At 69.9% G+C, this 22,161-nt stretch carries 20 protein-coding genes and 1 other annotated feature; of the genes, 8 read left to right on the top strand and 12 right to left on the bottom strand.

The annotated features are described in order from the left end of the window. Positions 1-144 precede the first annotated feature (144 nt). The 5 genes from KXR53_RS16410 to KXR53_RS16390 all read right to left on the bottom strand — a co-directional run bounded on the left by KXR53_RS16410 (position 145) and on the right by KXR53_RS16390 (position 7,424). Complete coding sequence (locus tag KXR53_RS16410) at positions 145-1,188, bottom strand: sugar ABC transporter substrate-binding protein (RefSeq protein WP_437376304.1); 1,044 nt, start codon at positions 1,186-1,188, stop codon at positions 145-147. Positions 1,189-1,215: 27 nt separating this feature from the next. Then, positions 1,216-2,001 (bottom strand): ATP-binding cassette domain-containing protein, encoded by a 786-nt coding sequence (locus tag KXR53_RS16405; protein ID WP_437376303.1) that lies wholly within the window; start codon positions 1,999-2,001, stop codon positions 1,216-1,218. After that, on the bottom strand, positions 1,998-3,233 hold the full coding sequence (locus KXR53_RS16400; RefSeq protein WP_437376302.1) for an ROK family transcriptional regulator: 1,236 nt from the start codon (positions 3,231-3,233) through the stop codon (positions 1,998-2,000). Before KXR53_RS16400 ends, KXR53_RS16405 begins: the two co-directional genes overlap by 4 nt. A gap of 62 nt (positions 3,234-3,295) precedes the next feature. Continuing rightward, positions 3,296-4,540, bottom strand: coding sequence for a class I SAM-dependent methyltransferase (locus KXR53_RS16395; RefSeq protein ID WP_437376301.1), 1,245 nt, complete (start codon positions 4,538-4,540; stop codon positions 3,296-3,298). A 324-nt stretch (positions 4,541-4,864) separates the two neighbouring features. Further along, positions 4,865-4,920 (bottom strand) — a sequence feature (sul1 is cis-regulatory element that is thought to sense ions involved in sulfur or methionine metabolism; They are found in Alphaproteobacteria). 320 nt (positions 4,921-5,240) lie between these two features. After that, the gene (locus KXR53_RS16390; protein WP_437376300.1) at positions 5,241-7,424 is read right to left on the bottom strand and encodes a malate synthase G; all 2,184 of its coding nucleotides are present in this window, start codon (positions 7,422-7,424) and stop codon (positions 5,241-5,243) included. Between the two features lie 176 nt (positions 7,425-7,600). Between KXR53_RS16390 and KXR53_RS16385 the strand changes: the two genes are divergently transcribed. After that, positions 7,601-8,425 (top strand): IclR family transcriptional regulator, encoded by an 825-nt coding sequence (locus KXR53_RS16385; protein WP_437376299.1) that lies wholly within the window; start codon positions 7,601-7,603, stop codon positions 8,423-8,425. 7 nt (positions 8,426-8,432) lie between these two features. Here KXR53_RS16385 and KXR53_RS16380 read toward each other — a convergent pair whose 3' ends face one another. Then, on the bottom strand, positions 8,433-8,642 hold the full coding sequence (locus tag KXR53_RS16380) for a cold-shock protein (RefSeq protein ID WP_026872308.1): 210 nt from the start codon (positions 8,640-8,642) through the stop codon (positions 8,433-8,435). A gap of 461 nt (positions 8,643-9,103) precedes the next feature. Here KXR53_RS16380 and KXR53_RS16375 point away from each other — a divergent pair, with 461 nt between their 5' ends. Together KXR53_RS16375 and KXR53_RS16370 are read left to right on the top strand one after the other, a co-directional pair. After that, a complete protein-coding gene (locus KXR53_RS16375) occupies positions 9,104-9,706 on the top strand; it encodes a UdgX family uracil-DNA binding protein (RefSeq protein ID WP_437376298.1) in 603 nt (200 codons plus the stop codon). Positions 9,707-9,766: 60 nt separating this feature from the next. Continuing rightward, positions 9,767-10,057, top strand: coding sequence for a dodecin (locus KXR53_RS16370; protein ID WP_437376297.1), 291 nt, complete (start codon positions 9,767-9,769; stop codon positions 10,055-10,057). A gap of 9 nt (positions 10,058-10,066) precedes the next feature. Here the strand turns inward: KXR53_RS16370 and pseG are convergent, their stop codons facing one another. Both pseG and KXR53_RS16360 read right to left on the bottom strand, forming a co-directional pair. Further along, on the bottom strand, positions 10,067-11,095 hold the full coding sequence (gene pseG / locus KXR53_RS16365) for a UDP-2,4-diacetamido-2,4,6-trideoxy-beta-L-altropyranose hydrolase (protein ID WP_437376296.1): 1,029 nt from the start codon (positions 11,093-11,095) through the stop codon (positions 10,067-10,069). Between the two features lie 10 nt (positions 11,096-11,105). Continuing rightward, positions 11,106-11,429 (bottom strand): cupin domain-containing protein, encoded by a 324-nt coding sequence (locus KXR53_RS16360; protein ID WP_437376295.1) that lies wholly within the window; start codon positions 11,427-11,429, stop codon positions 11,106-11,108. Between the two features lie 157 nt (positions 11,430-11,586). Here KXR53_RS16360 and KXR53_RS16355 point away from each other — a divergent pair, with 157 nt between their 5' ends. Genes KXR53_RS16355 through KXR53_RS16345 form a run of 3 tightly spaced genes read left to right on the top strand, consistent with a single transcriptional unit; the run spans position 11,587 to position 14,924 of the window. After that, complete coding sequence (locus KXR53_RS16355) at positions 11,587-12,513, top strand: substrate-binding domain-containing protein (protein WP_437376293.1); 927 nt, start codon at positions 11,587-11,589, stop codon at positions 12,511-12,513. An 18-nt stretch (positions 12,514-12,531) separates the two neighbouring features. Continuing rightward, a complete protein-coding gene (locus KXR53_RS16350; protein ID WP_437376291.1) occupies positions 12,532-13,482 on the top strand; it encodes an ABC transporter permease in 951 nt (316 codons plus the stop codon). Further along, a complete protein-coding gene (locus KXR53_RS16345; protein WP_437376290.1) occupies positions 13,479-14,924 on the top strand; it encodes a xylulokinase in 1,446 nt (481 codons plus the stop codon). The genes KXR53_RS16350 and KXR53_RS16345 overlap by 4 nt, the downstream gene beginning before the upstream one ends. Before the next feature lie 47 nt (positions 14,925-14,971). On the opposite strand, the gene KXR53_RS16340 is transcribed toward KXR53_RS16345, so the two are convergent. From KXR53_RS16340 to KXR53_RS16330, 3 genes are all read right to left on the bottom strand, one after another. Then, positions 14,972-17,005 carry a beta strand repeat-containing protein gene (locus KXR53_RS16340; RefSeq protein WP_437376289.1) on the bottom strand — a complete coding sequence of 678 codons (2,034 nt, stop codon included), beginning with the start codon at positions 17,003-17,005 and terminating at the stop codon, positions 14,972-14,974. A 499-nt stretch (positions 17,006-17,504) separates the two neighbouring features. Continuing rightward, positions 17,505-17,966 carry an OsmC family protein gene (locus KXR53_RS16335; protein WP_437376288.1) on the bottom strand — a complete coding sequence of 154 codons (462 nt, stop codon included), beginning with the start codon at positions 17,964-17,966 and terminating at the stop codon, positions 17,505-17,507. Continuing rightward, complete coding sequence (locus KXR53_RS16330) at positions 17,963-18,580, bottom strand: GntR family transcriptional regulator (protein WP_437376287.1); 618 nt, start codon at positions 18,578-18,580, stop codon at positions 17,963-17,965. The genes KXR53_RS16335 and KXR53_RS16330 overlap by 4 nt, the downstream gene beginning before the upstream one ends. A gap of 134 nt (positions 18,581-18,714) precedes the next feature. On the opposite strand from KXR53_RS16330, the gene KXR53_RS16325 reads away from it, so the two are divergent. Together KXR53_RS16325 and KXR53_RS16320 are read left to right on the top strand one after the other, a co-directional pair. Beyond that, positions 18,715-20,160: a phospholipase D-like domain-containing protein gene (locus KXR53_RS16325; RefSeq protein WP_437376429.1), complete on the top strand. Its 1,446-nt coding sequence runs from the start codon at positions 18,715-18,717 to the stop codon at positions 20,158-20,160. Positions 20,161-20,398: 238 nt separating this feature from the next. Beyond that, complete coding sequence (locus tag KXR53_RS16320; protein ID WP_437376286.1) at positions 20,399-20,995, top strand: DUF2585 domain-containing protein; 597 nt, start codon at positions 20,399-20,401, stop codon at positions 20,993-20,995. A gap of 121 nt (positions 20,996-21,116) precedes the next feature. On the opposite strand, the gene KXR53_RS16315 is transcribed toward KXR53_RS16320, so the two are convergent. Next, complete coding sequence (locus KXR53_RS16315; protein WP_437376285.1) at positions 21,117-22,016, bottom strand: alpha/beta fold hydrolase; 900 nt, start codon at positions 22,014-22,016, stop codon at positions 21,117-21,119. Positions 22,017-22,161 lie beyond the last annotated feature (145 nt).

Here is a 22,161-nt window from a genome sequence, read left to right as displayed (position 1 = left end):
CTGGGCAAACGGCTGCGGCAACTCCCTTAATCGTCATTGCGAGCGCAGCGAAGCAATCCAGCGGCACCGGCCCCTGGATTGCTTCGTCGGCCTCGCCTCCTCGCAATGACGGCGAGGGAAAGGCGTATGAAGGTCTCGCGCGTGTCACTTGACCGGCTGCACCGGCGTGCTGGGCGGCTTCAGGTTGCCCCAGAAGCGCGGGTCGTCGACATTGGCCTTGGTGATCGCGGCGCCGGGGATCTTCAGGTTCGGGCCCCAGCTCTCCTCGGTCAGCTCGGCCTTCAGCCCCAGCACCTCGTAGGTCCCGGGCTTCAGCTTTTCCTTGGCCACGATCTTGTCGATGAACATCGCCAGCGCCACGGCCTGGGCGTAGAGCGGCTGCTCCACCTCCACCTGCTCCCAGCCCTTGCGGATCAGGTCGAGGCCGACCGGCGCGCCGTTGGAGCTGACCAGCATGACGTCGCCCGGCTTCTTGCCCTTGGCCTCGAGGATGGCGGCCACCGGCACCGCCAGATGCGCGGCGTGGACGAAGATCAGGTCGATGTCCGGGTTGGTCAGCAGCCGGTCCGAGGCGATGTCGCCGGCGTTGGTCGCCGACCACTGCAGCGCCGCCTGGGTGATCAGCTCGACGTCCGGGAAGGCCTTCATCTTGGCCTCGAAGCCCTTCTGGATGTCGAGGGTGTAGCTGTCGCCCGGGTCGCCCAGGATCTGCAGCACCTTGCCCTTGACCGATCCGTAGCGGGCCTTCAGCAGGCCCTGGATCTGCTCGGCCGCGATCTCGCCGATCTGCACCGTGCCGGCAACCGAGGTGAAGTCGACCGGGGTCGAGGTGATCTGCCGGTCGAAGATCAGCACCGGAATGCCGGCCTCGCGCGCCTTCTGGATGCCGGGCACGACCGAATCGAAATCGACCGCGGCCAGCACGATCGCCTTCGGCTTCAGCCGGATCACATCGTCGAACTGGTTCAGCTGCAGGTCGGTCCGGTTCTGCGCGTCCAGCGACACGGTCTCGTAGCCGACCTGCTTGAAGCTGTCGGTGATCACCTTCACCGATTCGGTCTGGAACTCGTCCAGCAGGGTCGGCACCAGGTAGTAGATCCTGCCCTTGTCCTGGGCGAAGGCGCCGCCCGCCGCCAGCGCCGCCAGCGCGATCGCGGCCGCCCCCAGGGTCCGTCTTGCTATCCGCATGATCTCGCCTCCTCTGTTTTGGTTCTCTCAGGGACCGGCGGCGACACGTTGCCCGACGTCGCCGGTGATCATCCGCACCACCTCCTCGGGGCTGGTCTCGGCCGTGGCCACGTCGCCGGAGACGCGGCCGTGCCGCAGCACGACGATCCGGTCGGCCACCTGGAAGGCGTGCGTCATGTTGTGGGTGATCAGGATCACGGCGACGCCCTGGTCGCGCACCCGCGCGATCATCTCAAGGCCGCGCCGCGTCTGCTCGACACCCAGCGCCGCGAAGGGCTCGTCCAGCATCACCATCTTGCCGCCCCAATGGACGAAGCGGTTCAGCTCGATCGCCTGGCGCTGGCCGCCCGACAGGTGCTCGACATTGATCCGGACCGACGGGATGTGGGTGCCGGCCGCGCTCAGGGCGCGTTCGGTCACCGCCTGCATCTCGCGCTCGCGCAGCACCGGCACGCCCAGGATCCTGCGGGTCAGCTCGCGGCCCATGAAGAAATTGGCGACGACGTCGACATTCATGCACAGCGACAGGTCCTGATAGACCGTCTCGATGCCGCGCGCCTTGGCGTCGGCCGGGCTGGCGAAATGGCATTCCTCGCCCTCGAAGATCACCCGGCCCGCGGTCTGCTGCAGCCCGCCGGAGATGATCTTGATCAGGGTCGACTTGCCGGCGCCGTTGTCGCCCAGGAGCGCCAGAACCTCGCCGGCCCGGACGGTGAAGCTGGCGTCGGCCAGCGCCGTGACCGCGCCGAAGCGCATCTGGATGTGCTCCAGCCGCAGCAGCTCGCGGCCTCGTGTCGCGGTGTCGGCGGTCATGCTCGTCCCTCCGTGGCGATGGCGGCGGCGCGGCGTGGCGGCGGCGCTGGGGCCGGCTCCGGCTCAACGAAGAGAAGGCCGGAGCGCGGCGACAACAGGCCGGAGATGGCCAGAACGGCCGCCCCGACCAGCGCGTTGTCGGCACCGATCGCGGACAGCGCCAGGCGCGGATGGGTACGGTCGCTGCGCCGGCTGACCGACGGCAGCAGCGGCTCCAGCCGACCGGCCAGGCGGCGCAGGATCGGCTCCGGCATCTCGCCGCCCAGCACGACGGAAGCCGGGTCCAGCAGGTTCTCGATGCTGCAGATGGCGCGGCGCAGCGGCGGCACCGCGGCCTCGATCCAGGCCGCGACGGCGGGGTGGCCGGCGGCGTCCGGATCGGCCGGGTCCAGCGCCACCCCGGCCTCGGCCAGCGCGGTCCGCAGCGCATGCACCGAGACATAGGTCTCGAGGCAGCCCTCATTGCCGCAGCTGCAGGCGCGGCCGCCGGGCACGATCGGCATATGGCCGAACTCGCCGGCATTGCCCCAGGCGCCCTGATGCACCTGGCCGTCGACCACCAGCCCGGCGCCCAGGCCCAGGCCGAAATGGATGTAGAAGAAGTCGCGCAGGCTGCGGCCCAGGCCGAACATCGCCTCGCTCAGCGCCGCGGCCGGGGCGTCGCCGCCGACGAAGGCGGCCAGGCCGGTCAGGTCGCGCAGCCGCTCCGCCGGCGGCACGCCGGCCCAGCCGGACAGGGTGGTGGGGCCGACGAAGCTCATCGCCTCGACGTCGAAGGGGCCGGGCATGGCCAGGCCGACGCCCAGCACCCGGCCGGGCGCCGCCTGGCGCAGCCGCGCCACCATCGCGCCCATCGCCGGCAGCGCCGTCTCCGGGGTGGCGGCGGAGAGCGCCGTCTGCGCCCGGCCGCGGACGGCCCCGGTCAGATCCAAGAGCACGCCGCCCAGGCGGTCGCGCGTCAGCTGCAGCCCGATGGCGAAGCCGCCATCCGGGTCGATCGCCAGCTCGATCGCCGGCTGGCCCGGCCGCTTCGGCGTCTCGCGCCGGGCGGTCAGCAGGCCCATCTCCTCGAATTCGCGGATGATGTTGCTGATGGTCTGTGGGCTCAGCGCCACCAGCCGGGCGATTTCGGCGCGCGAGATCGGCCCGTGCAGGCGCACCGCTTCCAGCACGATGCGCCGGTTGTACGGCCGCCCGAGATCCTGGTTCGTGCCCTTCAGCCGCGCAGCCATGGCAGCGCCTCCCGACCGGAAGCGTGATCCTGGGCGGCGAATTCGTCAAATCGTTTTATGAATTAGGGGATGCGCGAGCGCCTGCCCGAGATCCGCCGCCGCACATCCGCCGCCATGGGCGGCAACCGGCCCGAGACCACGGTCAGCTCGACATCCAGCCCGAGCCCGTCGAGCGTCTGCCGGATTTCCGCCTCGTATTCCGGGTTCATCACCAGGACCATGTCGGGTGGTTGCTCCCGCAGCGCCGCAGGCGGCACGATCGGGTGCCCGGTGCCGGCGGTGAAGGCACCGGCCTTGAGCGGATTGATGTCGACCACCCGGTCGATGGCCCTCTCGCCGGACCGGTCGAGGACGTTCAGGAAGGTGACCCCTTTGGCCCCGCCGCCCCAGAGCGCCAGACGCCGGCCCTCCCATCGGGCGCGATCCAGCCAGTCCCGCCAGGCCTGCACCGTCTCCGTGAACCGGTCGCCGAAGCCGCTGAAGCTATGCGTGTCGGGCAATGGCGAAGCCGGCTGATCCTCCTCGGATACGGGGAACGTCGCCTCGGCCACCAGGAACTGGTTCCCGAACGCGGTGTCGACCGAACGGGGACCAAGGCCAGCCAGCCGCAGCGCCCGCGAGAAAGACGAGAGGGTGAAATAGGAGGCGTGCTCGTAGAGAGGATCCCAGACCCCGAGCTCGTCGAGCATGAAGCCGCCGTTCGGCACCTCGATGAACACCACCTGGGCGGGGCGTGACGCATAGGCTTCGCGGATGGCGCGGAGCAGATCCACCGGGCGGGGCAGATGCTCGAGCACATGACGGGAGCAGACGATGTCGGCATGCGGCGCCGAGGACGGCGTGAAGACATCGCCGATGATGGTGATCGCCGCTTCCTCGGCTGAATCCTGCTTGCCGGGACGGCTGGGATCGAACCCGATTCCCCTTCGGAATCCCCGGCTGCACAGCAGGCGCAGGAACTCGCCGCGGCCGCATCCGATCTCGACCGCGGTGCCGCCTTCCAGATCGTAGGCCGAGAGGAGCCGATCGATGAGGTCCTCCGAGAACCGGCGGTAGCGCGGCGAGCCCATCAGCGAGTTCTCGTAGCGCGCATCGTAGACGACCCGCGCGGGGTCGAAGGCGGCATTGAACACATGGCCGCAGCAGCGGCAGCCGACGAGCCTGATGTCGGCCAGGGCCACCTGCCGGGCCTCCTCGCTGCTGCGGTGCAGCTGGTTGCCGACGACGGGGACATTGGCGAGCTCGACCAGATCCGTCAGATCCGACGAGCCGCAGACGATGCATGGGACGTCCAGGCGATCCGGCATCTCTCCTCCGAGGATCAGAAAAGGACGGAGTCCCTCGCCGACGGCCGGACAGCCGCGATCAATCGGCGCGACGAGAGGACTGGAGCGTTTGGGGAGTGCGGTCGGCCCAATATCCGGGGAGCGGATATCGGCCTCCAGGCATCAGGATCTCTGGTGCATTTGCCGTCCTCGACGATTCCATCGAGAACAGCGGCGACGCTGCCGACTCAGCGAGGGAAGACCTCTGTCAGGCGGGCAAAGCCCGCGTGAACAGCTCTCTTCTCGACGCGCTCTTTGTGAAGAGAGGTATCGGTTTGACCGTCGCCACTGTGTCGATATCGCTAGCGTTGTCCGGCGGATCGGCGGCCGGAAGAGCCACCCGGAATTTCACCGGGTCCGAGCGAGTGCGTCTACGATAACCATCTCCGGCAGACCGGCAACCGCTGTCCGCCTCGCCCGGCACCATCAATTCGGACGTCACCTGAAAGGACGATCTTGGCCGGTCAAAAGGGTCGCGGCTGAAGAACGGGCTCGTCGTGCCTGATATCGGCTGGAGATCTCTAGGCTCCGGCTTGTTGAGCATCGCAACTGCTGCGAGATTTTCTTTTATCTATTTTCAACCGCTTGTCGCAGAGATTCTGGAGCCGTGCTCTGAGACCTTCGGGACCCGAATTTCTCCCCTCCCCCTGCGAGAGGGGGAGGGCTGCGCGCGGCCGCGCGCCTACGCCGCCGTGGTCGCCTTCGCCTCGCGGCGGCGGCGGTGCAGGATCGGTTCGGTATAGCCGTTGGGCTGGTCGATGCCCTGCAGCACCAGGTCCAGGGCCGCCTGGAAGGCGACGCTGCGGTCGAAGTCGGGCGCCATCGGCCGGTAGGCCGGGTCGCCGGCGTTCTGGCGGTCGACCACCGCCGCCATGCGCCGCATCGTCTCCCGCACCTGCTCTTCCGTGCACAGCCCGTGCTTCAGCCAGTTGGCGATGTGCTGGGAGGAGATGCGCAGGGTGGCGCGGTCCTCCATCAGGCCGACATTGTGGATGTCCGGCACCTTGGAGCAGCCGATGCCCTGGTCGATCCAGCGCACCACATAGCCCAGGATGCCCTGGGCGTTGTTGTCCAGCTCGCGCTGGATCTCTTCCGCCGACAGATTGCGGCCGCCCAGCAGCGGCGGGGTCAGGATCGCCTCGAGCTTCGCCTTTGGCCGCGAGCGCAGCTCCTCCTGCCGTGCCGCCACGTCGACCGCGTGGTAGTGGGTGGCGTGCAGCACCGCCGCGGTCGGCGACGGCACCCAGGCGGTGTTGGCCCCGGCGCGCGGATGGCCGATCTTGGCCGTCAGCATCTCGGCCATGGCGTCGGGCTTGGCCCACATGCCCTTGCCGATCTGCGCCCGGCCCTTCAGCCCGGCTGCCAACCCCTGGTCGACATTGTTGTCCTCATAGGCGGAGAGCCAGGCGGCATCCTTGATGTCGCCCTTCGGCAGCGCCGGCCCGGCCAGCATGCTGGTGTGGATCTCGTCGCCGGTGCGGTCGAGGAAGCCGGTGTTGATGAAGACCAGGCGGTGCCGCACCGCGCGGATGCATTCCTTCAGGTTGACCGTGGTCCGCCGCTCCTCGTCCATCACCCCGACCTTCAGGGTGTGGCGCGGCAGGCCCAGCGCATCCTCGACCCGGCCGAACAGCGCGTCGGTCAGCGCCGCCTCCTCGGCCCCGTGCATCTTCGGCTTGACGATGTAGACGCTGCCGGTCCGGCTGTTGCGCGGCCCCTCGGCCTTCTTCAGGTCATGCAGGGCGCAGAGCGAGGTGACCATGGCGTCGAGGAAGCCTTCAGGCACCTCGCGTCCGTTCTCGTCCAGCACCGCGTCGGTCGTCATCAGATGGCCGACATTGCGCACCAGCATCAGGCTGCGGCCGGGCAGGGTCAGCGTGCCGCCGTCGACCGCGGTGTAGGTCCGGTCGGGCGCCAGCCGGCGGGTCATGGTCCGGCCGTTCTTCTCGAAGGTCTCGGCCAGGTCGCCCTTCATCAGCCCCAGCCAGTTGCGGTAGACCGCGACTTTGTCTTCGGCGTCGACCGCCGCGACCGAATCCTCGCAGTCCTGGATGGTGGTGACCGCGGCCTCCAGCACCACGTCCTTGACGCCCGACGGGTTGTCGGCGCCGATCGGGTGCGACCGGTCGATCTGCAGCTCGACATGCAGCCCGTGGTTGCGGAACAGCAGGGTCCGCTTGCCGTCCTCGCCGGCATAGCCGACGAACTGCTCCGGCCGGGCGAGGGTGGTGGTCGACCCGTCGGCCAGCGCGACCTCCAGCGCCGCCGTCCCGCCGGTGGTCAGCCGGTACTCCGTGACGCTGCCATGGGTCCCGGCGGCCAGCGGGATCGCGGTGTCCAGGACCTTTGCCGCCTCGGCGATCACCGTCTGGCCGCGCTTGCGGTTGTAGCCGGTGCCGGGCGCCAGGTCACCGGTCTGCGGGATCGCGTCGGTGCCGTAGAGCGCGTCGTACAGGCTGCCCCAGCGGGCATTGGCCGCGTTCAGGGCGAAGCGCCCGTTCATCACCGGCACCACCAGCTGCGGCCCGGCGATCGTCGCGATCTCCGGGTCGACATTCGCGGTGTCGATGGTGAAATCCGGCCCTTCCTCGCGCAGATAGCCGATCCCGGTCAGGAAGGCGCGGTATTCGGCCGGGTCGAAGGCCTGGCCCCGCCGGCCCTCGTGCCAGGCGTCGATCTGCTTCTGCAGCCGGTCGCGCTCCTCCAGCAGCGCCCGGTTGACGGGGCCGAGATCCGTCACGATGGCGGCGAGATGCCGCCAGAAGGCATCGGGGGCGACACCGGTGCCGGGGACGATCTCGCCTTCGACCAGGTCCGCCAGGGGCGGGGCCACCTTTAAGGTGTGCCGGGATACGTAGGAGGTCATGTCCAACGCCGTGGTTGAGAGGCCATGTCTTCCGGCTAGTCCAACGGCCGCGGCCGGTCCAGCGCGCTGCGGTAAGTTTCCCGCGATGCGGAAAACCGGTCCGATGCTATGAAGCAGTCTACAGCCATCGGCGGGGTTTGGTCCCGCCGGACACGGCCTCAGGTCGGATCGGGTGAATGAGAGAGAGACGATCGGCGCCGGCCAAAGCGGAGGGCGCCCCGAGATCGGGCAGCGTGCAGTCGGTGGAGCGGGCGCTCTCGCTGCTCGAGGCCCTGGGCGAGGATGAGGAGGGCACGCGGCTGACCGACCTCGCCGCCCGCACCGGCCTGTCGCCCTCGACCGCCCATCGCCTGCTGACCACGCTGGAGCAGCGGCGCTTCGTGCAGTTCGATCCGTCGGACGGGATGTGGCATATGGGCCGGCAGGCCTTCGCCATCGGCTCGGCCTTCGTCCGCCAGCGCAACTTCGTGGCCCCGGCCCTGCCGTTCCTGCGGCGGCTGCGCGACCAGACGCGGGAGACCGCCAATCTCGGCGTGGCCGACGACGGCGAGATGGTGTGCCTGACCCAGGTCGAAAGCCGCGAGATCATGCGTGCCATCACCCGCGTCGGCGGGCGGGCGCCGATGGCCTCCTCCGGCATGGGCAAGGCGATCCTGTCGACCTATTCCGAGGCCGATGTGGCGGCGGTGGTCGCCCGTCACGGCCTGCCGCGGCTGACGCCGCGGTCTCTGACCCGCGCCGCCGACCTGGCAGCGGAGCTCGCCCAGGTCCGCCGCCAGGGCTACGCCATCGACGACGAGGAGTTCGTCACCGGGCTGCGCTGCGTCGCCGCCGTGGTCCACGACGCGCAGGGCGAGGCGCTGTGCGCGATCTCGGTCTCCGGCCTCGCCAGCCGCCTGACCGCGGAGCGGGCGGCGGCGCTGGGCCCGCTCCTGCGCGACACCGCGCGCGAGCTGACCCGCGCCCTGGGCGGGCGGCCGCCCGACCCGGCGGAGGGCTGAGCCGGCGCTATACCGGCTTCAGGTTCTCGGCCGAGGACTTGTTGCGCCGCGGGTCCATCTGCTCCTCATAGGAGATCTTCTGGCCTTCGGTCAGGCCGCGCAGCCCGGCGCGCTCGACAGCGGAGATGTGGACGAACACGTCCGGCCCGCCGCCGTCCGGCTGGATGAAGCCGAAGCCCTTGGTGCTGTTGAACCATTTCACGGTGCCGATCGGCATCGCTCGCCTCCGAAGAAAGTTGGCGCCGTGCGAGAGTGCGCGACGCGTCAGTCGGTCACCGGGTAGGCAGCGATCCGTGGCCGCAGTCGCGGTTGGCCGGCCATCCGAACCGGAGTGACCAGTCATGATGGAGCCCGGTTTGCCGCAATGGCAAGAAGAAGATGACGTGATCTCGACAACCGGCCCGGGTGCTCGGCGACGCCGCTTCGGATCGGATGGCTTCGCCGTATGGTCCGGATCATGTGGAGATCTTCAACGTCGAGGCGATATGGATTTGTTGATGGCGGCCGAATTCTGTATCGGCGCCGAGGCATCCTCATGAGCATTTATGCTCTGATGGGAAAATCTGCCGACCCCGCCGGCATTCGGTCGACGCTCAGCTGAGCGGCCGCCGGGCTGGTCAGCAGGCCGCCCCCGGCTGGCCCTTGGAACCGGCGCTCCGCCGCGGCCATTCTCCAGGCATGGAAACCCTGGAGTCCGTGGCGGCGGAGGCGCGTGGCTGCACGCGCTGCCCGCTTTATCAGGCGGCGACGCAGACCGTGTTCGGCGAAGGCCCGGCGGATGCGCTCGTCGTCTTTGTCGGCGAGCAGCCGGGCGACCAGGAAGACCAGCAGGGCCGGCCCTTCGTCGGCCCGGCCGGACGGCTCTTCGACAAGGCCCTGGCCGAGGCTGGCATCCCGCGCGACCGGACCTACGTCACCAACGCGGTCAAGCACTTCAAATTCGCGCCGCGCGGCAAGCGCCGGCTGCACAAGAGCCCCAACGCCTATGAGATCGACCGCTGCAAATGGTGGCTCGACCGCGAGCTGGCGCTGATCCAGCCGCGACTGACCGTGGCCCTCGGCGCCACCGCGGCGCGGGCGCTGGCCGGACGGCCGTTCCCAATCCTCCAGAATCGCGGCAGGGTCCTGGCCTTTCCGAACGGCCTGCGAGGGCTGGTCACCGTCCATCCCTCCTCCCTGTTGCGCGTGCCCGACCAGGAGGCCCGGCATCGCGCCTATGCCGAGTTCGTCAAGGATCTCACGGTGGTGGCCGGAGAGGTGGCCGGGGCCGCCGCGGCGTGAGGCCGGAACCGGACCGGCACGCCCGCCATTCCCCCGGATAGGCAACAGGGGAGACGGACCATGGGCCACACCTATGCCATCACCGAGCTCGCCGGCTCGTCCGAGCGCAGCCTCGAGGACGCAATCGCGGGCGCCATCGCCACCGCCTCGAAGACGCTGCGCCACCTCGACTGGTTCGAGGTGAAGGAGATCCGCGGCCATGTCGAGGGCGACAGGGTCGGCCATTACCAGGTCGTGCTGCGCATCGGCTTCCGCTACGAGCAGTCCCACGCCCAGGTGGTGGCGGAACGGGAGGGCCGGACGGCGGACGAAGGCGAGCTTCCCGTCTCCGAAGCCCGGCCCGTGACCTAGCCCGGCAGGCTAGCCGTCGACCGCTTCAAGGATCGCCGCCGCCGCCCGGCCGGCGCCCAGCCCGTCGCACAGCGCGGCGGAGGCGCGTGACAGCCGGTTCAACCGGTCCCCATCCGCAAGGAAGCCCGTGATCGCGGTCCGCAGCGCGGCGTCGTCCAGCGCCGCGGCATCCCCCGCCAGGGCGACGATGCCGGCCGCCGCCAGGGCCTGGGCCGTCGGCCGCTGATTGTCGGCCAGGGTGACGGCGAGGGTCGGCAGGCCGAGACAGCAGCGTTCCCAGCTGCTGCTACCCATGGCTCCGATCGCCGCATCCGCCTCCAGCATCGCCCGCGCCATGTCCTCGAGCCCGACATGGCAGCGGAAGCGCGGATCGGTCGCGGCGATCGCCTGCACCCGGGCGATGCTGGGCGCAGCCGGGCCCAGCACCACCTCGGCGCGGGCGAAGTCCGGGATCGTCGCCAGGGCGGCGCAGACCCGGCCGGTGATGCCGCCGACATCGGTGAGGCCGAGCGACACCAGGATCGTCCGCGGCCGCCCCGCGCCACGGCGCTGCAGCGCCGTCGGCCGCAGCGCCGCGAAGTCCGGGCGCAGCAGGGCGTAGTCGAGGCCGATCAGCCGCCGGCACCCGGGCGGCAGCAATCCGTCGTAGCCGGCCACATCGGCGCCGAAATTCTGGTTCAGGAGCCAGTCGCAGTGATGCGGCGCCGCGATCAGGTCGTCGATCACCAGCAGGCGGCGCGCCGCGGCGGCGAAAGCGCATTCCTGCGGCGCCGTCCACCGATAGAGGTCGCAGACCGCCGCATCGGCCCCGTCCGGCCAGGCCGCGCGAACCGCCGCCACCGCGGCCTCCGGCTCCGGCCCGACGGTCCGGCGGGCGACGGCGGCCAGGGCCGGCACCACCGCCTCGGCCTCTTCATTCACCAGGAACAGGCACTCCGCGCCGCGGTCGGCCAGGGCCCGGGCCAGGGACAGGCAGCGCATGGCGTGGCCGCCGCCGATCGCGGCCGACGCCTCCAGCCGGAAAGCGATGCGTGGCACGGCAGCGGTCTCAGACGGTCCAGCCGTCGAGAGCAGCCGGCCGCTTGAGCTCGATCTCGACGAATGCGATCGGGTGCGGCGAGCCGTTCATGACGTCATGCCGGATGCCGGCGGGGCGCATGTAGGACTGGCCCTCGGCCAGCGGCACCGCCGTTTCGGTCTCGCCGTTGTGGATCCGCAGCGTTCCGGCCCGCAGCATGATGACGAAATAGGGGAAGCCGTGCTGATGCCATCCGGTCGCGGCGCCGGGCTCGAAGTCCCAGCGCGTGATCCGGACGGTGTCGTCGTCCTGCTGCACGGTCGGCGTCGCACGCGGCGCGTTCTCGAAGGCCATGGCTCTCCTGTTCCGGCGGACGGCGTATGTCCGCACGGCGCACACAGTGCGGGCTCGGGGGGCCGGGGGCAAGCGGATGTGGAAGCGCCATGGCAGGTCGTTGTCAGCCCCCGTCGCAGGGGCTAGACAGGACGAAAGCGCGGGGGAGAAGCGGACGATGCGGGGATGGATGCGGGCGGTCGCGGTGGCGGCGACGGCGGTCACGGCAGGGGCGGCGGCTTCGGCGGCGGCCGAGACGGTGTCGGTGCTGACCCCCTATCTCTCCGCCGTCGCCACCAGCGAGATGGTCGAGACCTTCAAGGCCGATGCCGCAGCGCGCGGCTGGACCGTGTCGGTGGTCGACACCGCCGGGGACTTCGGGGCACTGGCCAGCCGGGTCGAGGATGTGATCAACGCGCGCACCGGCGCCATCGTGCTGGTCTCGATCAACCCGGCACAGATCCAGGACCAGGTCGGCAAGGCCGCGGCCGCCGGCATCCCGGTGTTCGCCATCGACGGCGCGACGGCCCCGGGGGTGACGCTGAACGTGACCTCGGACAACCATGCCCTCGGCCGCACCATGACCGACCACCTATTCGGCCGGCTGGGCGGCAAGGGGGCGATCGTCCGCTTCTTCCATTCGGCCCATCCCGGCGTGCGCCAGCGCGAGATCGCGCTCGACGAGGCGCTGCAGGCGGCGCCGGGGATCCGCCAGGTGGCCGACCACTATGTCCAGGTGCCGGGCCAGATCGACGACAGCCGCAACGCCATGGAGGCGATGCTCGCCGCCAACCCGGCGCCGGGCGCGATCAATGCCGTCTGGGCGGCCTGGGACGAGCCCGGCATCGGCGCGCTGCTGGCGCTGCAGGCGGCCGGGCGCGGCGACATCGTCATCGCCGGCATCGACGGCAATCCGCAGGCGGTGGAGCTGATCCGGCAATGCACGCCCTTCATTGCCACGGTCCGGCAGAACTTCGCCGACATGGCGCGGATCACGGCCGAGCAGATGGCCAAGGTCTTCGCCGGCGGCAAGCCCGATGCGGCCGAGCTCTACGCCCCCGGCACGCTGATCACGCGCGAGAGCCTGGGCGTGGCCTGCCCGTGAGTCTCCAAGGGAAACACCATGGCGGCTGAAGCGCCGGCGCGGCTGGTCGAGCGCTTCGGCACGCCGGCGGCGCTGGCCGCGATCGTGCTGGGCTTCGGCCTGGCACGGCCGGACGCCTTCGCCACCGCCGCCAACCTGCTCAACGTCACCCAGCAGATGGCGATCCTGGCGATCGTCGCAACCGCCGCGACCTTCGTCATGGTGATCGGCGAGTTCGACCTGTCGGTCGGCTTCGTCGCGTCGCTCGCCGGCATCCTGGTGGTCAAGCTGCTCGCCGCCGGCGCCGGTCCGGCCCCGGCGATCCTGCTGACCCTGCTCGCCTGTGCCCTGGTCGGCGCGCTCAACGGGCTGGTGGTGCACGGCCTCAGGGCGCCCTCCTTCATCGCCACCCTGGCGCTCGGCACCATCGCCTCCGGCCTGGCCTACTGGCTGTCGGGCGGCGCCAGCCTGTTCCAGGGCATTCCGCCGGGCTTCACCGCGCTGGCCCGCGCCCTGGCCGGGCCGGTGCCGGTGCTGACGCTGTGGATGCTGGCGGTGCTGCTTGCGGCCGGCGGCACCCTGGCCCTGACCGTGTTCGGCCGGCGGCTGATCGCGATCGGCAGCAACCGCGAGGCGGCGCGCCTCTCGGGGGTGCCGATCGGCCGGCCGGTGATCGCCGTCTTCGCGATCTCCGCAGCGCTGTCCGGCCTGGCCGGGACGCTGCTGGCGGCGCGGCTCGGCAGCGTCCAGCACACCATGGGCGAGAGCCTGCTGCTGCCGGCCTACGCCGCCGTCTTCCTCGGCATGACCGCCTTCCGCGGCGGCCGGCCGAACATGCTCGGCACCGCGGTCGGCGTCGCCATCATCGCGGTGCTGGCGAACGGGCTGACCATCCTCAACGTCGATCCCTTCTTCCAGAAGATGGTGACCGGCGCGATCATCATCGCCGCGGTGATGTTGCGCCGCTTCGGCATGGCGGCATCGCGATGAGCATCCTCCTGGTCTTCGATCTCGGCACCACGGCGCTCAAGCTCGTCGCCTTCGGCGAGGATGGCCATCCGGCGCGGCAGGTCGAGGCCCGCTACCCGACCCGGTCGACGCCCGGCGGCGGGCAGGAGCAGGATCCGGAGGATTGGTGGACGGCGGCCGTGACCGCCTGCGCCGCGCTGCCGGCGGTGATGCGCGAATCGGTGCGTGCGGTGGCCCTCGTCGGCACGATGGAGAATCTGGTGCCGCTCGACCCCGACGGGCGCCCGGTCCGGCCGGCGCTCCTGTACAGCGACGGCCGCAGCGGCTCGGTGTTCCCGGCGGTCCGCGACCGGCTGCTGGCGGCGGACGCGCCGGCCCTGCTTGGCAACGCGCCCGGGCCGTTGAACACGCTATGCAAGTTTCGCTGGCTGCAGCAGGCCGAGCCGGAGGCGGCGCGGCGGGTCGCGACCATCCTGCCGGGCGCCAAGGACTATCTGGCGTTGCGGCTGACCGGCCGGATCGCCACCGACCCTGCCGCGGGCACCACGGTCGGGCTGATGGACCTGGCCCGGCGCGACTGGTCGGCGCCGCTGGTCGAAGCCGTCGGCCTCGACCCCGCGCTGCTGCCGCCGATCCTGCCGGCCGACGCGGTGGTCGGGGCGCTGCGGCCGGCGGCGGCGCAGGCGCTCGGCCTGCCCTCCGGCTGTCCGGTGGTGAATGGCTGCGGCGACGCCGCGGCCTCCACCGTCGGTGCCGCCGGCGATGGCCAGCTCCACGTCTATCTCGGCACCAGCGGCTGGGTCGCGCGCAGCCGGCCGCTCGACCCTGCGGCTTTGCCGCGCCCCTTCACCACGCTGGCGCATCCGAGGGCCGGCTGGGCGATCGAGATCGCGCCGCTGCTCACCGCCGGCGACGCCGCGGGCTGGTTCGGCCGGATCGCCCGGGCCGAGCTCGCTGCGCTCGACGCCGAGGCGGCCGCGATCGACGCGGCACCGCCGGAAACGCTGTTCCTACCCTATCTCAAAGGCGAGCGCTCGCCCTTCGTCGACCTGGCGCTGCGCGGCGCGCTGCTCGATCTCGACATCAGCCACGGGCGGGGCGCGCTGCACTATGCGGTGCTGGAAGGGGTGGCGCTGGCGCTGCGCAACAATCTCGACGCGATGGCGGCGGCGCCAGGGCCGATCCGGCTGACCGGCGGTGGCGGCGCCAGCCGGATTTGGCCGCAGCTCATCGCCGATGCGACCGGCCGGACGGTGGAGTGCGCCGACCTGCCGACGGCGACCACGGCGATGGGCGGCTACCGCATCGCCGCGGCGGCGCTGGGATGGCCGGCACCGCCGGATACGGTCGGCGCGGTCCATGATCCGCGGCCGGACCGGATGTCACGGGCCGGCCATCGTCTGGTCCGGTTTCGCCAGGCCACCGAGGAAGCGCGGCGACGGGCGGCCGAAAGAGCGGAATAAAAAAGGGCCGCCCCGAAGGGCGGCCCTGATCACGTCTACGGCTTCGCTTACAGCACGAAGTCGGTCGCGGCGAGGGTCAGCGAACCCTCGAAGCTGATGATGAGATCCGCGGCCTTGTCGCCGTTGGTGTCGCCCCAGACGATGGTGCCCGCGGCGGTGGTGAAGTAGCGCAGCTCACCCGCCACACCGGTGAAGTCCGACGTGCCGATGAAGGTGAAGGCCTGGTCGCCGGCGACGCTGGTGTTGGCGTCGATCGTCGACAGATGGACCTTGTCGCCCTGATTCGAACCGAAATCATGGATCAGGTCGACGCCGGTGACGCTGTTGCTGTCGGCCGTCGAGCCGAACACGAAGGTGTCCGCCCCGGCATCGCCGATCAGCTCGTCGACGCCGCCGCCGCCGCGCAGCACATCGTCACCGCCGTAGCCGCGGAGGATGTTCTTCGTGGCAGTGCCGACCAGCGAGTCGTTGAACTGTGAGCCGCCCACATTCTCGACATCGATCAGCAGGTCGCCCTGGGCATGGCCGCCGAGGCCCTGGCCGGTGGTGAGGTTCACCGTCACCCCGGCATTGCTCTCGAAGTAATAGGCCGTGTCCTGCCCGGCGCCGCCATTGATGGTGTCGGCCCCGGCGCCGCCGCGCAGGTCGTCCGCGCCGCCGCCGCCACTGAGCACGTCGTTGCCGGCGTTGCCGCGCAGGTCGTTGAAGCCGTCGTTGCCGGTCAGGGTGTCGTCGAAGCGCGAGCCGAACAGCCGCTCGACGCTGGTCAGGGTGTCGCCCTGGGCATCGCCGCCCGTGCCGGTGCCGGTGGCCAGGTTGACGGTCACCGCGGCCGACGAGGTCTCATAGCTCGCCACATCCAGGCCGGCGCCGCCGTTCAGCACATCCGCCCCGGCGCCGCCGATCAGGATGTCGTTGGCACCCATCCCGAAGATGGTGTCGTTGCCGGCCAGGCCGGACAGGACGTTGTCGTGGAAGTCGCCGGTGATGCTGTCGGCGAAGTTCGAGCCGGCGACATTCTCGACATTGGTCAGGGAGTCACCCGCGGCGTCGCCGCCGGTGTTGACGTTGGTGGTCAGGTTGACCGTCACGCCGGCGCTGGAGTTCGAGTAATAGGCGGTGTCGATGCCGGTGCCGCCGTCCATGCTGTCCGCCCCACGGCCGCCGATGAGGACATCGTTGCCGCCCAGACCGGCGAGGACGTCGTTACCCAAATAGCCGTTCAGGATGTTGGCGCCGTCATTGCCGGTCAGCTGGTCGTTGTACACGCTGCCCTGCAGATGCTCGATCGCGGTCAGCACGTCACCCGAGGCGTGGCCGCCGGTGTTGATCCCGGTGGTCAGATTGATGGTGACGGCGGCGTTGGAGTTCGAATAGTTGGCGGTGTCGGAGCCGGTGCCGCCATCGATCGTGTCCTTGCCGGCGCCGCCGGTGATGGTGTCGTCGCCCGCCCCGCCGTTGAGGACGTTGTCGCCGGCGCTGCCGATCATGACGTCGTTGAAGCGCGAACCGGTGACGTTCTCGATGCCGATCAGCGTGTCGTTTTCGGTGCCGCCGCTGTTGGTGGCCGTTCCGGCCGCCAGGTCGATGGTCATCCTCGACGCCGCGTCGACATAGTTCACGGTGTCGACGCCGGCGCCGCCGTCCATCCGGTCGTTCCCGGCCCCACCGATCAGCAGGTCATTGCCGTTCCCGCCGTTGAGGGTATCGTCCCCCGCCATGCCGGCCAGGGTGTTGCTGGTGTCATCGCCGGTGATGGTGTCGCCGAAGGCCGAGCCGACGACATTCTCGAAGCCGATGCTGACCAGGTCGCCGGTCGCGTCGCCGCCGCTGTTCAGGCTGATCAGCCCGAGCAGGCCGGGCTCGAGGCTGACATTCACCGCCGCGGGCGAGGTCTCGTAGCTCAGCGTGTCGATGCCGTCGCCACCGCTGATAACGTCGGCGCCGCCCTTGCCTTCAACGACGTCGTTGCCATCCCCGCCGCTCAGCACGTCCACGAGGTTGTTGCCAACCAGCACGTCGTCGTTGGTGTCTTCGAGATTGACGCCCAACAGCCCCAGGAGTTCCAGTGACAAAGCCATATTCGTTCTCCGCTATCGCGATTCGGTATTTGGTCCCAGCGCTGCCGGCACACGGCGCCGCCCTCGACCTACGATTACAAAATCGTCGTTTCCAAACAACTTAAAGGATCATGACAAGGTTGGTCCCTCCTCTGCATTCTCAAAACATCGGCAAGACAATTTATTATGTTGTTTCGAGTAAAGGATAACGATATTTTTTGCAATGGAAACTTTATTATCTTGTCGGCGGAGATGGTTTCAAAGGTGTTCAAAAATGAATAAAAATTTCCGGATATAGTGTGGTTTCGTTGCCCCCGGCGAACGGAGCACGAGTCTGAGCTCTAAAATGGTCGATGTGTTGGAATAAAATTCCGGCGTGGAGAAATGACCGTTCCTTCAGATGCCTTCATTGCATAGTTGGCATGCGTCAACTGCATATCGTTATATGCAATGCACCAAGCCGGTTTGCGGCCTGATTGCTGATCTGCCGCGCGCCGCGGCAGGACGATTCCGCGAGAGATCAGCCCAGCCGAGTTTCGATCACGGTCTTCACCGAATTGGCCAGGAAGCACTGCTCATGCGCGGCGTGGTGCATCGCCTCCTCCGTGGCGCGGTCCGGCGCCGGGCCGGCATAGGTCACGCGGGGGTTCAGCACCACCCGGGTGACCGCGAGTCGGTCCTCGGTGTTCTTCTCCATCACCCCCTCCGCCGTGTCGCTGTAGCGGTCGACGGCGAAGCCGCGCTTGGCTGCGATCGACAGGAAGGTCAGCATGTGGCAGCTCGCCAGGGCGGCGACATAGGCCTCCTCCGGATCGACCGCCTCCGGCGCGGAGAAGGGCAGGGGCACGATATGCGGCGAGGCCGAGGCCGGCACCTCGACGCCGCCATCGAATCGCCAGAGATGCGCCCGGCTGTAACGGCCGTCGGTGAAGGCGACGTCCGGCGGGCGCTGCCACAGCACGGTAGCGTGATACTGACTCATGGGGTTCCTCCACTGTGTGAATCGGCGGCCGCCCGCAGATGGGCGGCCAGGGCGGCGGTCGCGGCCGCGACATCGCCGGTGCGGCAGGCGGCCAGGATGGCCTCGTGCTGCTCCGCCATCGCGGCGCGGAAGGCGGAGCCTTTGGGCTGAACCGAATAGGCGCGCCGGCCTTCGCGCCGCAGCGAATCGATCAGGCGCAGCATCCGGGCGTTACCGCAGGCGTCGTAAAGGGCGGCGTGGAAGGCGACGTCCAGCTCCTCGATCGTCGCCGGGTCCTCCTCCTCGGCCAGTTCCGCGGCCAGGCGCTCGGCCCGGCGCAGGGCCCGGGGCTCCAGCCGCGGCAGCGACAGGCGCAAGGCCTCGCCCTCGACCAGGATGCGCAGGGCGGTCAGCTCCCGGCTTTCCTCGGCCGACAGGCCGGCGACGGCCAGGCTGCGGTCGGGGCGGCGGGCCACCAGCCCCTCCGCCAGCAGCCGGTCCAGCGCCTGCCGCACCGGCTGGCGGCTGACGCCGAATCGCGCCGCCAGACTCTCCTGATGCAGCACGGTGTCAGGCGGCAGGACGCGCCGCTCGATGTCGTGTCTCAGGGCGTTCGCGATCGAGTTTGGATCCATGGATCCAAACTAGCCCAGGTCCGGATCCGGATCAACCTTGCGGTGCCAGCCCGACCGCTGCCAGATGGCAGGCATGCCGCAGTCGCGGCCCGCTCCCTGCCGGGTGGGCCGCGGAGCATCGGATCGTGGATGGGATGAACGCCTTCTGGACGACGTACTGGCCCGACATCGTGCTGGTGGCCAGCCTGGTGCTCGGCATCGGCGGCGCCATCCATGCGGTCATGACCAAGGACGACGTGCGCGCCGCCACCGGCTGGGTCGGCGTGATCGTGCTGAACCCGATCCTCGGCGCCGTCATCTATCTGGTCCTGGGTGTCAACCGGGTGCGGCGCGCCGCCATCGCGCGCCGGCGCCGCCGGTCGGGCGTCGGCATGGACGACCAGGAGACGGGGCCGGGGGTGGATGTGGCCGCGGCCTCGGCGCCGCAATTCGCTTCGCTGCAGCGCCTCGGCGATCGGATCTCGCCCTTCGCGGTGACCGCGGGCAACGAGCTGCGGCTGCTGCAGGGCGGCGACCAGGCCTATCCGGCGATGCTGGAGGCGATCCGCGGCGCCCGGTCCTCGATCGCGCTGCAGAGCTACATCTTCGACAACGATCCGGTCGGGCGGGAGGTCGCCGAGGCGTTGATCGAGGCGGTGCGGCGCGGGGTCGAGGTGCGGGTGCTGATCGACGCCATCGGCGCGCGCTATTCGCGGCCCCAGATCGTCGGCCTGCTGCGGGCCGGCGGCGTCACCACCGCCCGCTTCATGAGCAACGTCATCGGCCTGAAGCTGCCCTATGCCAATCTGCGCTGCCACCGCAAGCTGCTGATCGTCGACGGCGAGACCGCCTTCACCGGCGGCATGAACATCCGGGCGCACTTCTTCAGCGCCCATGCCAACGGGGCCGTGGGCCGCGACGTCCATGCCCGCATCCGCGGCCCGCTGGTGCAAAGCCTGCTGGCCGCCTTCGGCCAGGACTGGCGCTTCACCACGGGCGAGCGGCTGCACGGCAAGGCGTGGCGGTCGCTGCCGCAGCCGCTGCCGACGCCGTCGGTGCTGGCCCGGGCCATCCTGTCCGGGCCGGACCTCACCCTCGGCTCGAATCACAGCCTGGTGATGGGCGCGATCGCTGTGGCGCAGCGCTCGATCCGCATCTGCTCGCCCTATTTCCTGCCCGACCTGCCACTGACCAGCGCGCTGGCCATCGCGGCGCAGCGCGGGGTCGAGGTCGACATCGTCATCCCCAGCGTGAACAACCTCGCCCTGGTCGATTTCGCCATGACCGCGCAGCTCGACCAGGTGCTGCGGCCCGGCTGCCGGGTGTGGCGGGCGACCGGCCCCTTCGACCATTCCAAGCTGATGGCGGTGGACGGCGCCTGGGCGCTGATCGGCTCCTCCAATCTCGATTCGCGCAGCCTGCGGCTCAACTTCGAGCTGGATGTCGAGATCTACGACCGCGGCGTCGCCGGCGAGATCGACGCGGCGATCCGGCAGCGCATCGCCACTGCCCGGCCGGAGACGCTGGACACGCTGCGGGCCCGGCCGCTGCTGACCCGGCTGCGCAACCGCGTGGTGTGGCTGGCCTCGCCCTATCTTTGATATCGACGGCCTTTGAGATCGACTCTCTGGCCCTTTCTTGTCATGGCGAGGCGCGCAGCGCCGTGGCCATCCAGGGGCCAGTGCGAGCGGCCCTGGATGGCCACGCCCCTTCGGGGCTCGCCATGACGGTCAATACTTCGGGCCGCTGATAAGACCCGTCTCGTCATGCCGAATCCGGCGCGTCGTCCCGACGTCTGCGAATGGTTTGCAGGCTTCCGGCCGTGGTAGGACTGCGCCCATGCTGAACGGATCCTCCACAGCGGCACGGCCGGACCGCCTGCCGCCGCGCCTCTCTCTTCTGCTCGGCTTCGGCCTGGTCGCGGCGACGGCGGCGATCCTGCTGACCATGGGCCGGGTGCCGATCTGCGCCTGCGGCACGGTCAGGCTGTGGGCGCCGGACGTGATGAGCGCGGACAACTCCCAGCACATCGCCGACTGGTACACACCGTCGCACATCATCCACGGCTTCCTGTTCTTCGGGCTGACCTGGCTCCTGGCCCGGCGTCTGCCGCTCGGCACCCGGGCGCTGCTTGCCCTCCTGATCGAAGGCGCCTGGGAGATCGCCGAGAACAGCCCGATGGTGATCGACCGCTACCGCGAGGCGACGATCGCGCTCGGCTACACCGGCGACAGCGTGATCAACTCCGTCTCCGACATCGCCTTCATGCTGGCCGGCTTCTTCTTCGCCGCCCGGGCGCCGGTCTGGCTGACGGTGACGCTTGCGGTGGCCTTCGAGCTGCTGACCGGCTGGCTGATCCGCGACAACCTCACCCTGAACGTGCTGATGCTGCTGCGCCCCGTCGATTCGATCCGGGCGTGGCAGGGCGGCAGCTGACCCCGGAACGACCGATGCTGAGACGCTTCTTCGCCTACTATCGGCCGCATCGCGGGCTGTTCCTGCTCGACTTCTCCTGCGCCATCGTCTCCGGCCTGCTTGATCGCTCGGTCAATCGCTGTTAGCCGCCCGCCCAGTCGCGGACGGTCAGCATCGCCTCGGCGAAGGCCTCCGGCGCCTCCTGCGGCAGGTTGTGGCCGATCCCCGGCCCCACCACCCGGTGCTCGTGCCGGCCGGTGAAGCGGTTGGCGAGATGGTCGGCCGCGCCGGGCGGGTCCACCCCGTCGACGTCGCCGTCCAGCGTGATCGTCGGCACGGTGATCGGCGGCTGCGCCTCCAGCCGGCGCTCGATCTCGGCCACAGCCGGGTCGCCCTCCGCCAGCCGGTAGCGGTGGCGGTAGGAGTGGATCACGATGTCGACGAAGTCGGGATTGTCGAAGGCAGCGGCGCTGCGCTCGTAGGTGGCGTCGTCGAAGCGCCATTGCGGCGACCACAGCCGCCACAGCAAGCGGCACAGCTCGCGCCGATCCTGCTCCAGCCCCCGCCGGCCACGCTCGCCGTGGAAGTAGTACTGGTACCAGAAGCGGTGCTCGGTCTCGGGATCGGCGGGTTCGCCCGATCTCGGAATGTCCTGGATGTTGTAGCCGTTGCCCGAGACCAGGCCGCGTGCCCGCTCCGGCCACAGCGCCGCGACGATGCAGGCGGCGCGGCCGCCCCAGTCATGGCCGCCCAGCACCGCCGATTCGATCCCCAGCGCATCCAGCAGCGTCAGCAGGTCGTGCCCCAGCGCTGCCTGCTCGCCCGACCGCGGCGTCTCCGGGGAGAGGAACCGGGTCGGGCCGTAGCCGCGCAGATAGGGCGCGATCACCCGGGCGCCGCGCGCGGCGAGGCCCGGCGCGACCTCGTCATAGCTGTGGATATCGTAGGGGAAGCCGTGCAGCAGCACCGCCGGCCAGCCGGAAGGATCGCCGGTCTCCTCATAGGCGACGTTCAGCACCCCGGCATCGATCCGCTTCAGCATCGTCGCGACTCCTGCGCTCGGACCCGGCCATTGGAGCACATCCGGCGGCGGAGGTGACCTCGGTAACACGCGAATCCCCGACGCTCCGGCAGTTTGGCCGGGTGAGACAGCGAGCGGCGGCCGCCGGCCGCCCCGACAGAAGGGG

Origin of the sequence: Inquilinus limosus (assembly GCF_051487185.1) — a bacterium.
GTDB classification, from domain to species: Bacteria; Pseudomonadota; Alphaproteobacteria; order DSM-16000; family Inquilinaceae; genus Inquilinus; species Inquilinus limosus_F.
This window is presented reverse-complemented; position numbering and strand designations above follow the sequence as displayed.

What these genes read in the sequence shown, in the direction of transcription:
- KXR53_RS16410 (WP_437376304.1), bottom strand. Translation starts at nt 1,188, where the DNA reads ATGCGGATAGCAAGACGGACCCTGGGGGCGGCCGCGATCGCGCTGGCG.
- KXR53_RS16330 (WP_437376287.1), bottom strand. Translation starts at nt 18,580, where the DNA reads ATGGATCCAAACTCGATCGCGAACGCCCTGAGACACGACATCGAGCGG.
- KXR53_RS16315 (WP_437376285.1), bottom strand. Translation starts at nt 22,016, where the DNA reads ATGCTGAAGCGGATCGATGCCGGGGTGCTGAACGTCGCCTATGAGGAG.
- KXR53_RS16400 (WP_437376302.1), bottom strand. Translation starts at nt 3,233, where the DNA reads ATGGCTGCGCGGCTGAAGGGCACGAACCAGGATCTCGGGCGGCCGTAC.
- KXR53_RS16345 (WP_437376290.1), top strand. Translation starts at nt 13,479, where the DNA reads ATGAGCATCCTCCTGGTCTTCGATCTCGGCACCACGGCGCTCAAGCTC.
- KXR53_RS16355 (WP_437376293.1), top strand. Translation starts at nt 11,587, where the DNA reads ATGCGGGGATGGATGCGGGCGGTCGCGGTGGCGGCGACGGCGGTCACG.
- KXR53_RS16375 (WP_437376298.1), top strand. Translation starts at nt 9,104, where the DNA reads ATGGAAACCCTGGAGTCCGTGGCGGCGGAGGCGCGTGGCTGCACGCGC.
- KXR53_RS16360 (WP_437376295.1), bottom strand. Translation starts at nt 11,429, where the DNA reads ATGGCCTTCGAGAACGCGCCGCGTGCGACGCCGACCGTGCAGCAGGAC.
- KXR53_RS16350 (WP_437376291.1), top strand. Translation starts at nt 12,532, where the DNA reads ATGGCGGCTGAAGCGCCGGCGCGGCTGGTCGAGCGCTTCGGCACGCCG.
- KXR53_RS16340 (WP_437376289.1), bottom strand. Translation starts at nt 17,005, where the DNA reads ATGGCTTTGTCACTGGAACTCCTGGGGCTGTTGGGCGTCAATCTCGAA.
- KXR53_RS16370 (WP_437376297.1), top strand. Translation starts at nt 9,767, where the DNA reads ATGGGCCACACCTATGCCATCACCGAGCTCGCCGGCTCGTCCGAGCGC.
- KXR53_RS16325 (WP_437376429.1), top strand. Translation starts at nt 18,715, where the DNA reads ATGAACGCCTTCTGGACGACGTACTGGCCCGACATCGTGCTGGTGGCC.
- KXR53_RS16335 (WP_437376288.1), bottom strand. Translation starts at nt 17,966, where the DNA reads ATGAGTCAGTATCACGCTACCGTGCTGTGGCAGCGCCCGCCGGACGTC.
- KXR53_RS16320 (WP_437376286.1), top strand. Translation starts at nt 20,399, where the DNA reads ATGCTGAACGGATCCTCCACAGCGGCACGGCCGGACCGCCTGCCGCCG.
- KXR53_RS16405 (WP_437376303.1), bottom strand. Translation starts at nt 2,001, where the DNA reads ATGACCGCCGACACCGCGACACGAGGCCGCGAGCTGCTGCGGCTGGAG.
- KXR53_RS16385 (WP_437376299.1), top strand. Translation starts at nt 7,601, where the DNA reads ATGAGAGAGAGACGATCGGCGCCGGCCAAAGCGGAGGGCGCCCCGAGA.
- KXR53_RS16390 (WP_437376300.1), bottom strand. Translation starts at nt 7,424, where the DNA reads ATGACCTCCTACGTATCCCGGCACACCTTAAAGGTGGCCCCGCCCCTG.
- KXR53_RS16395 (WP_437376301.1), bottom strand. Translation starts at nt 4,540, where the DNA reads ATGCCGGATCGCCTGGACGTCCCATGCATCGTCTGCGGCTCGTCGGAT.
- KXR53_RS16380 (WP_026872308.1), bottom strand. Translation starts at nt 8,642, where the DNA reads ATGCCGATCGGCACCGTGAAATGGTTCAACAGCACCAAGGGCTTCGGC.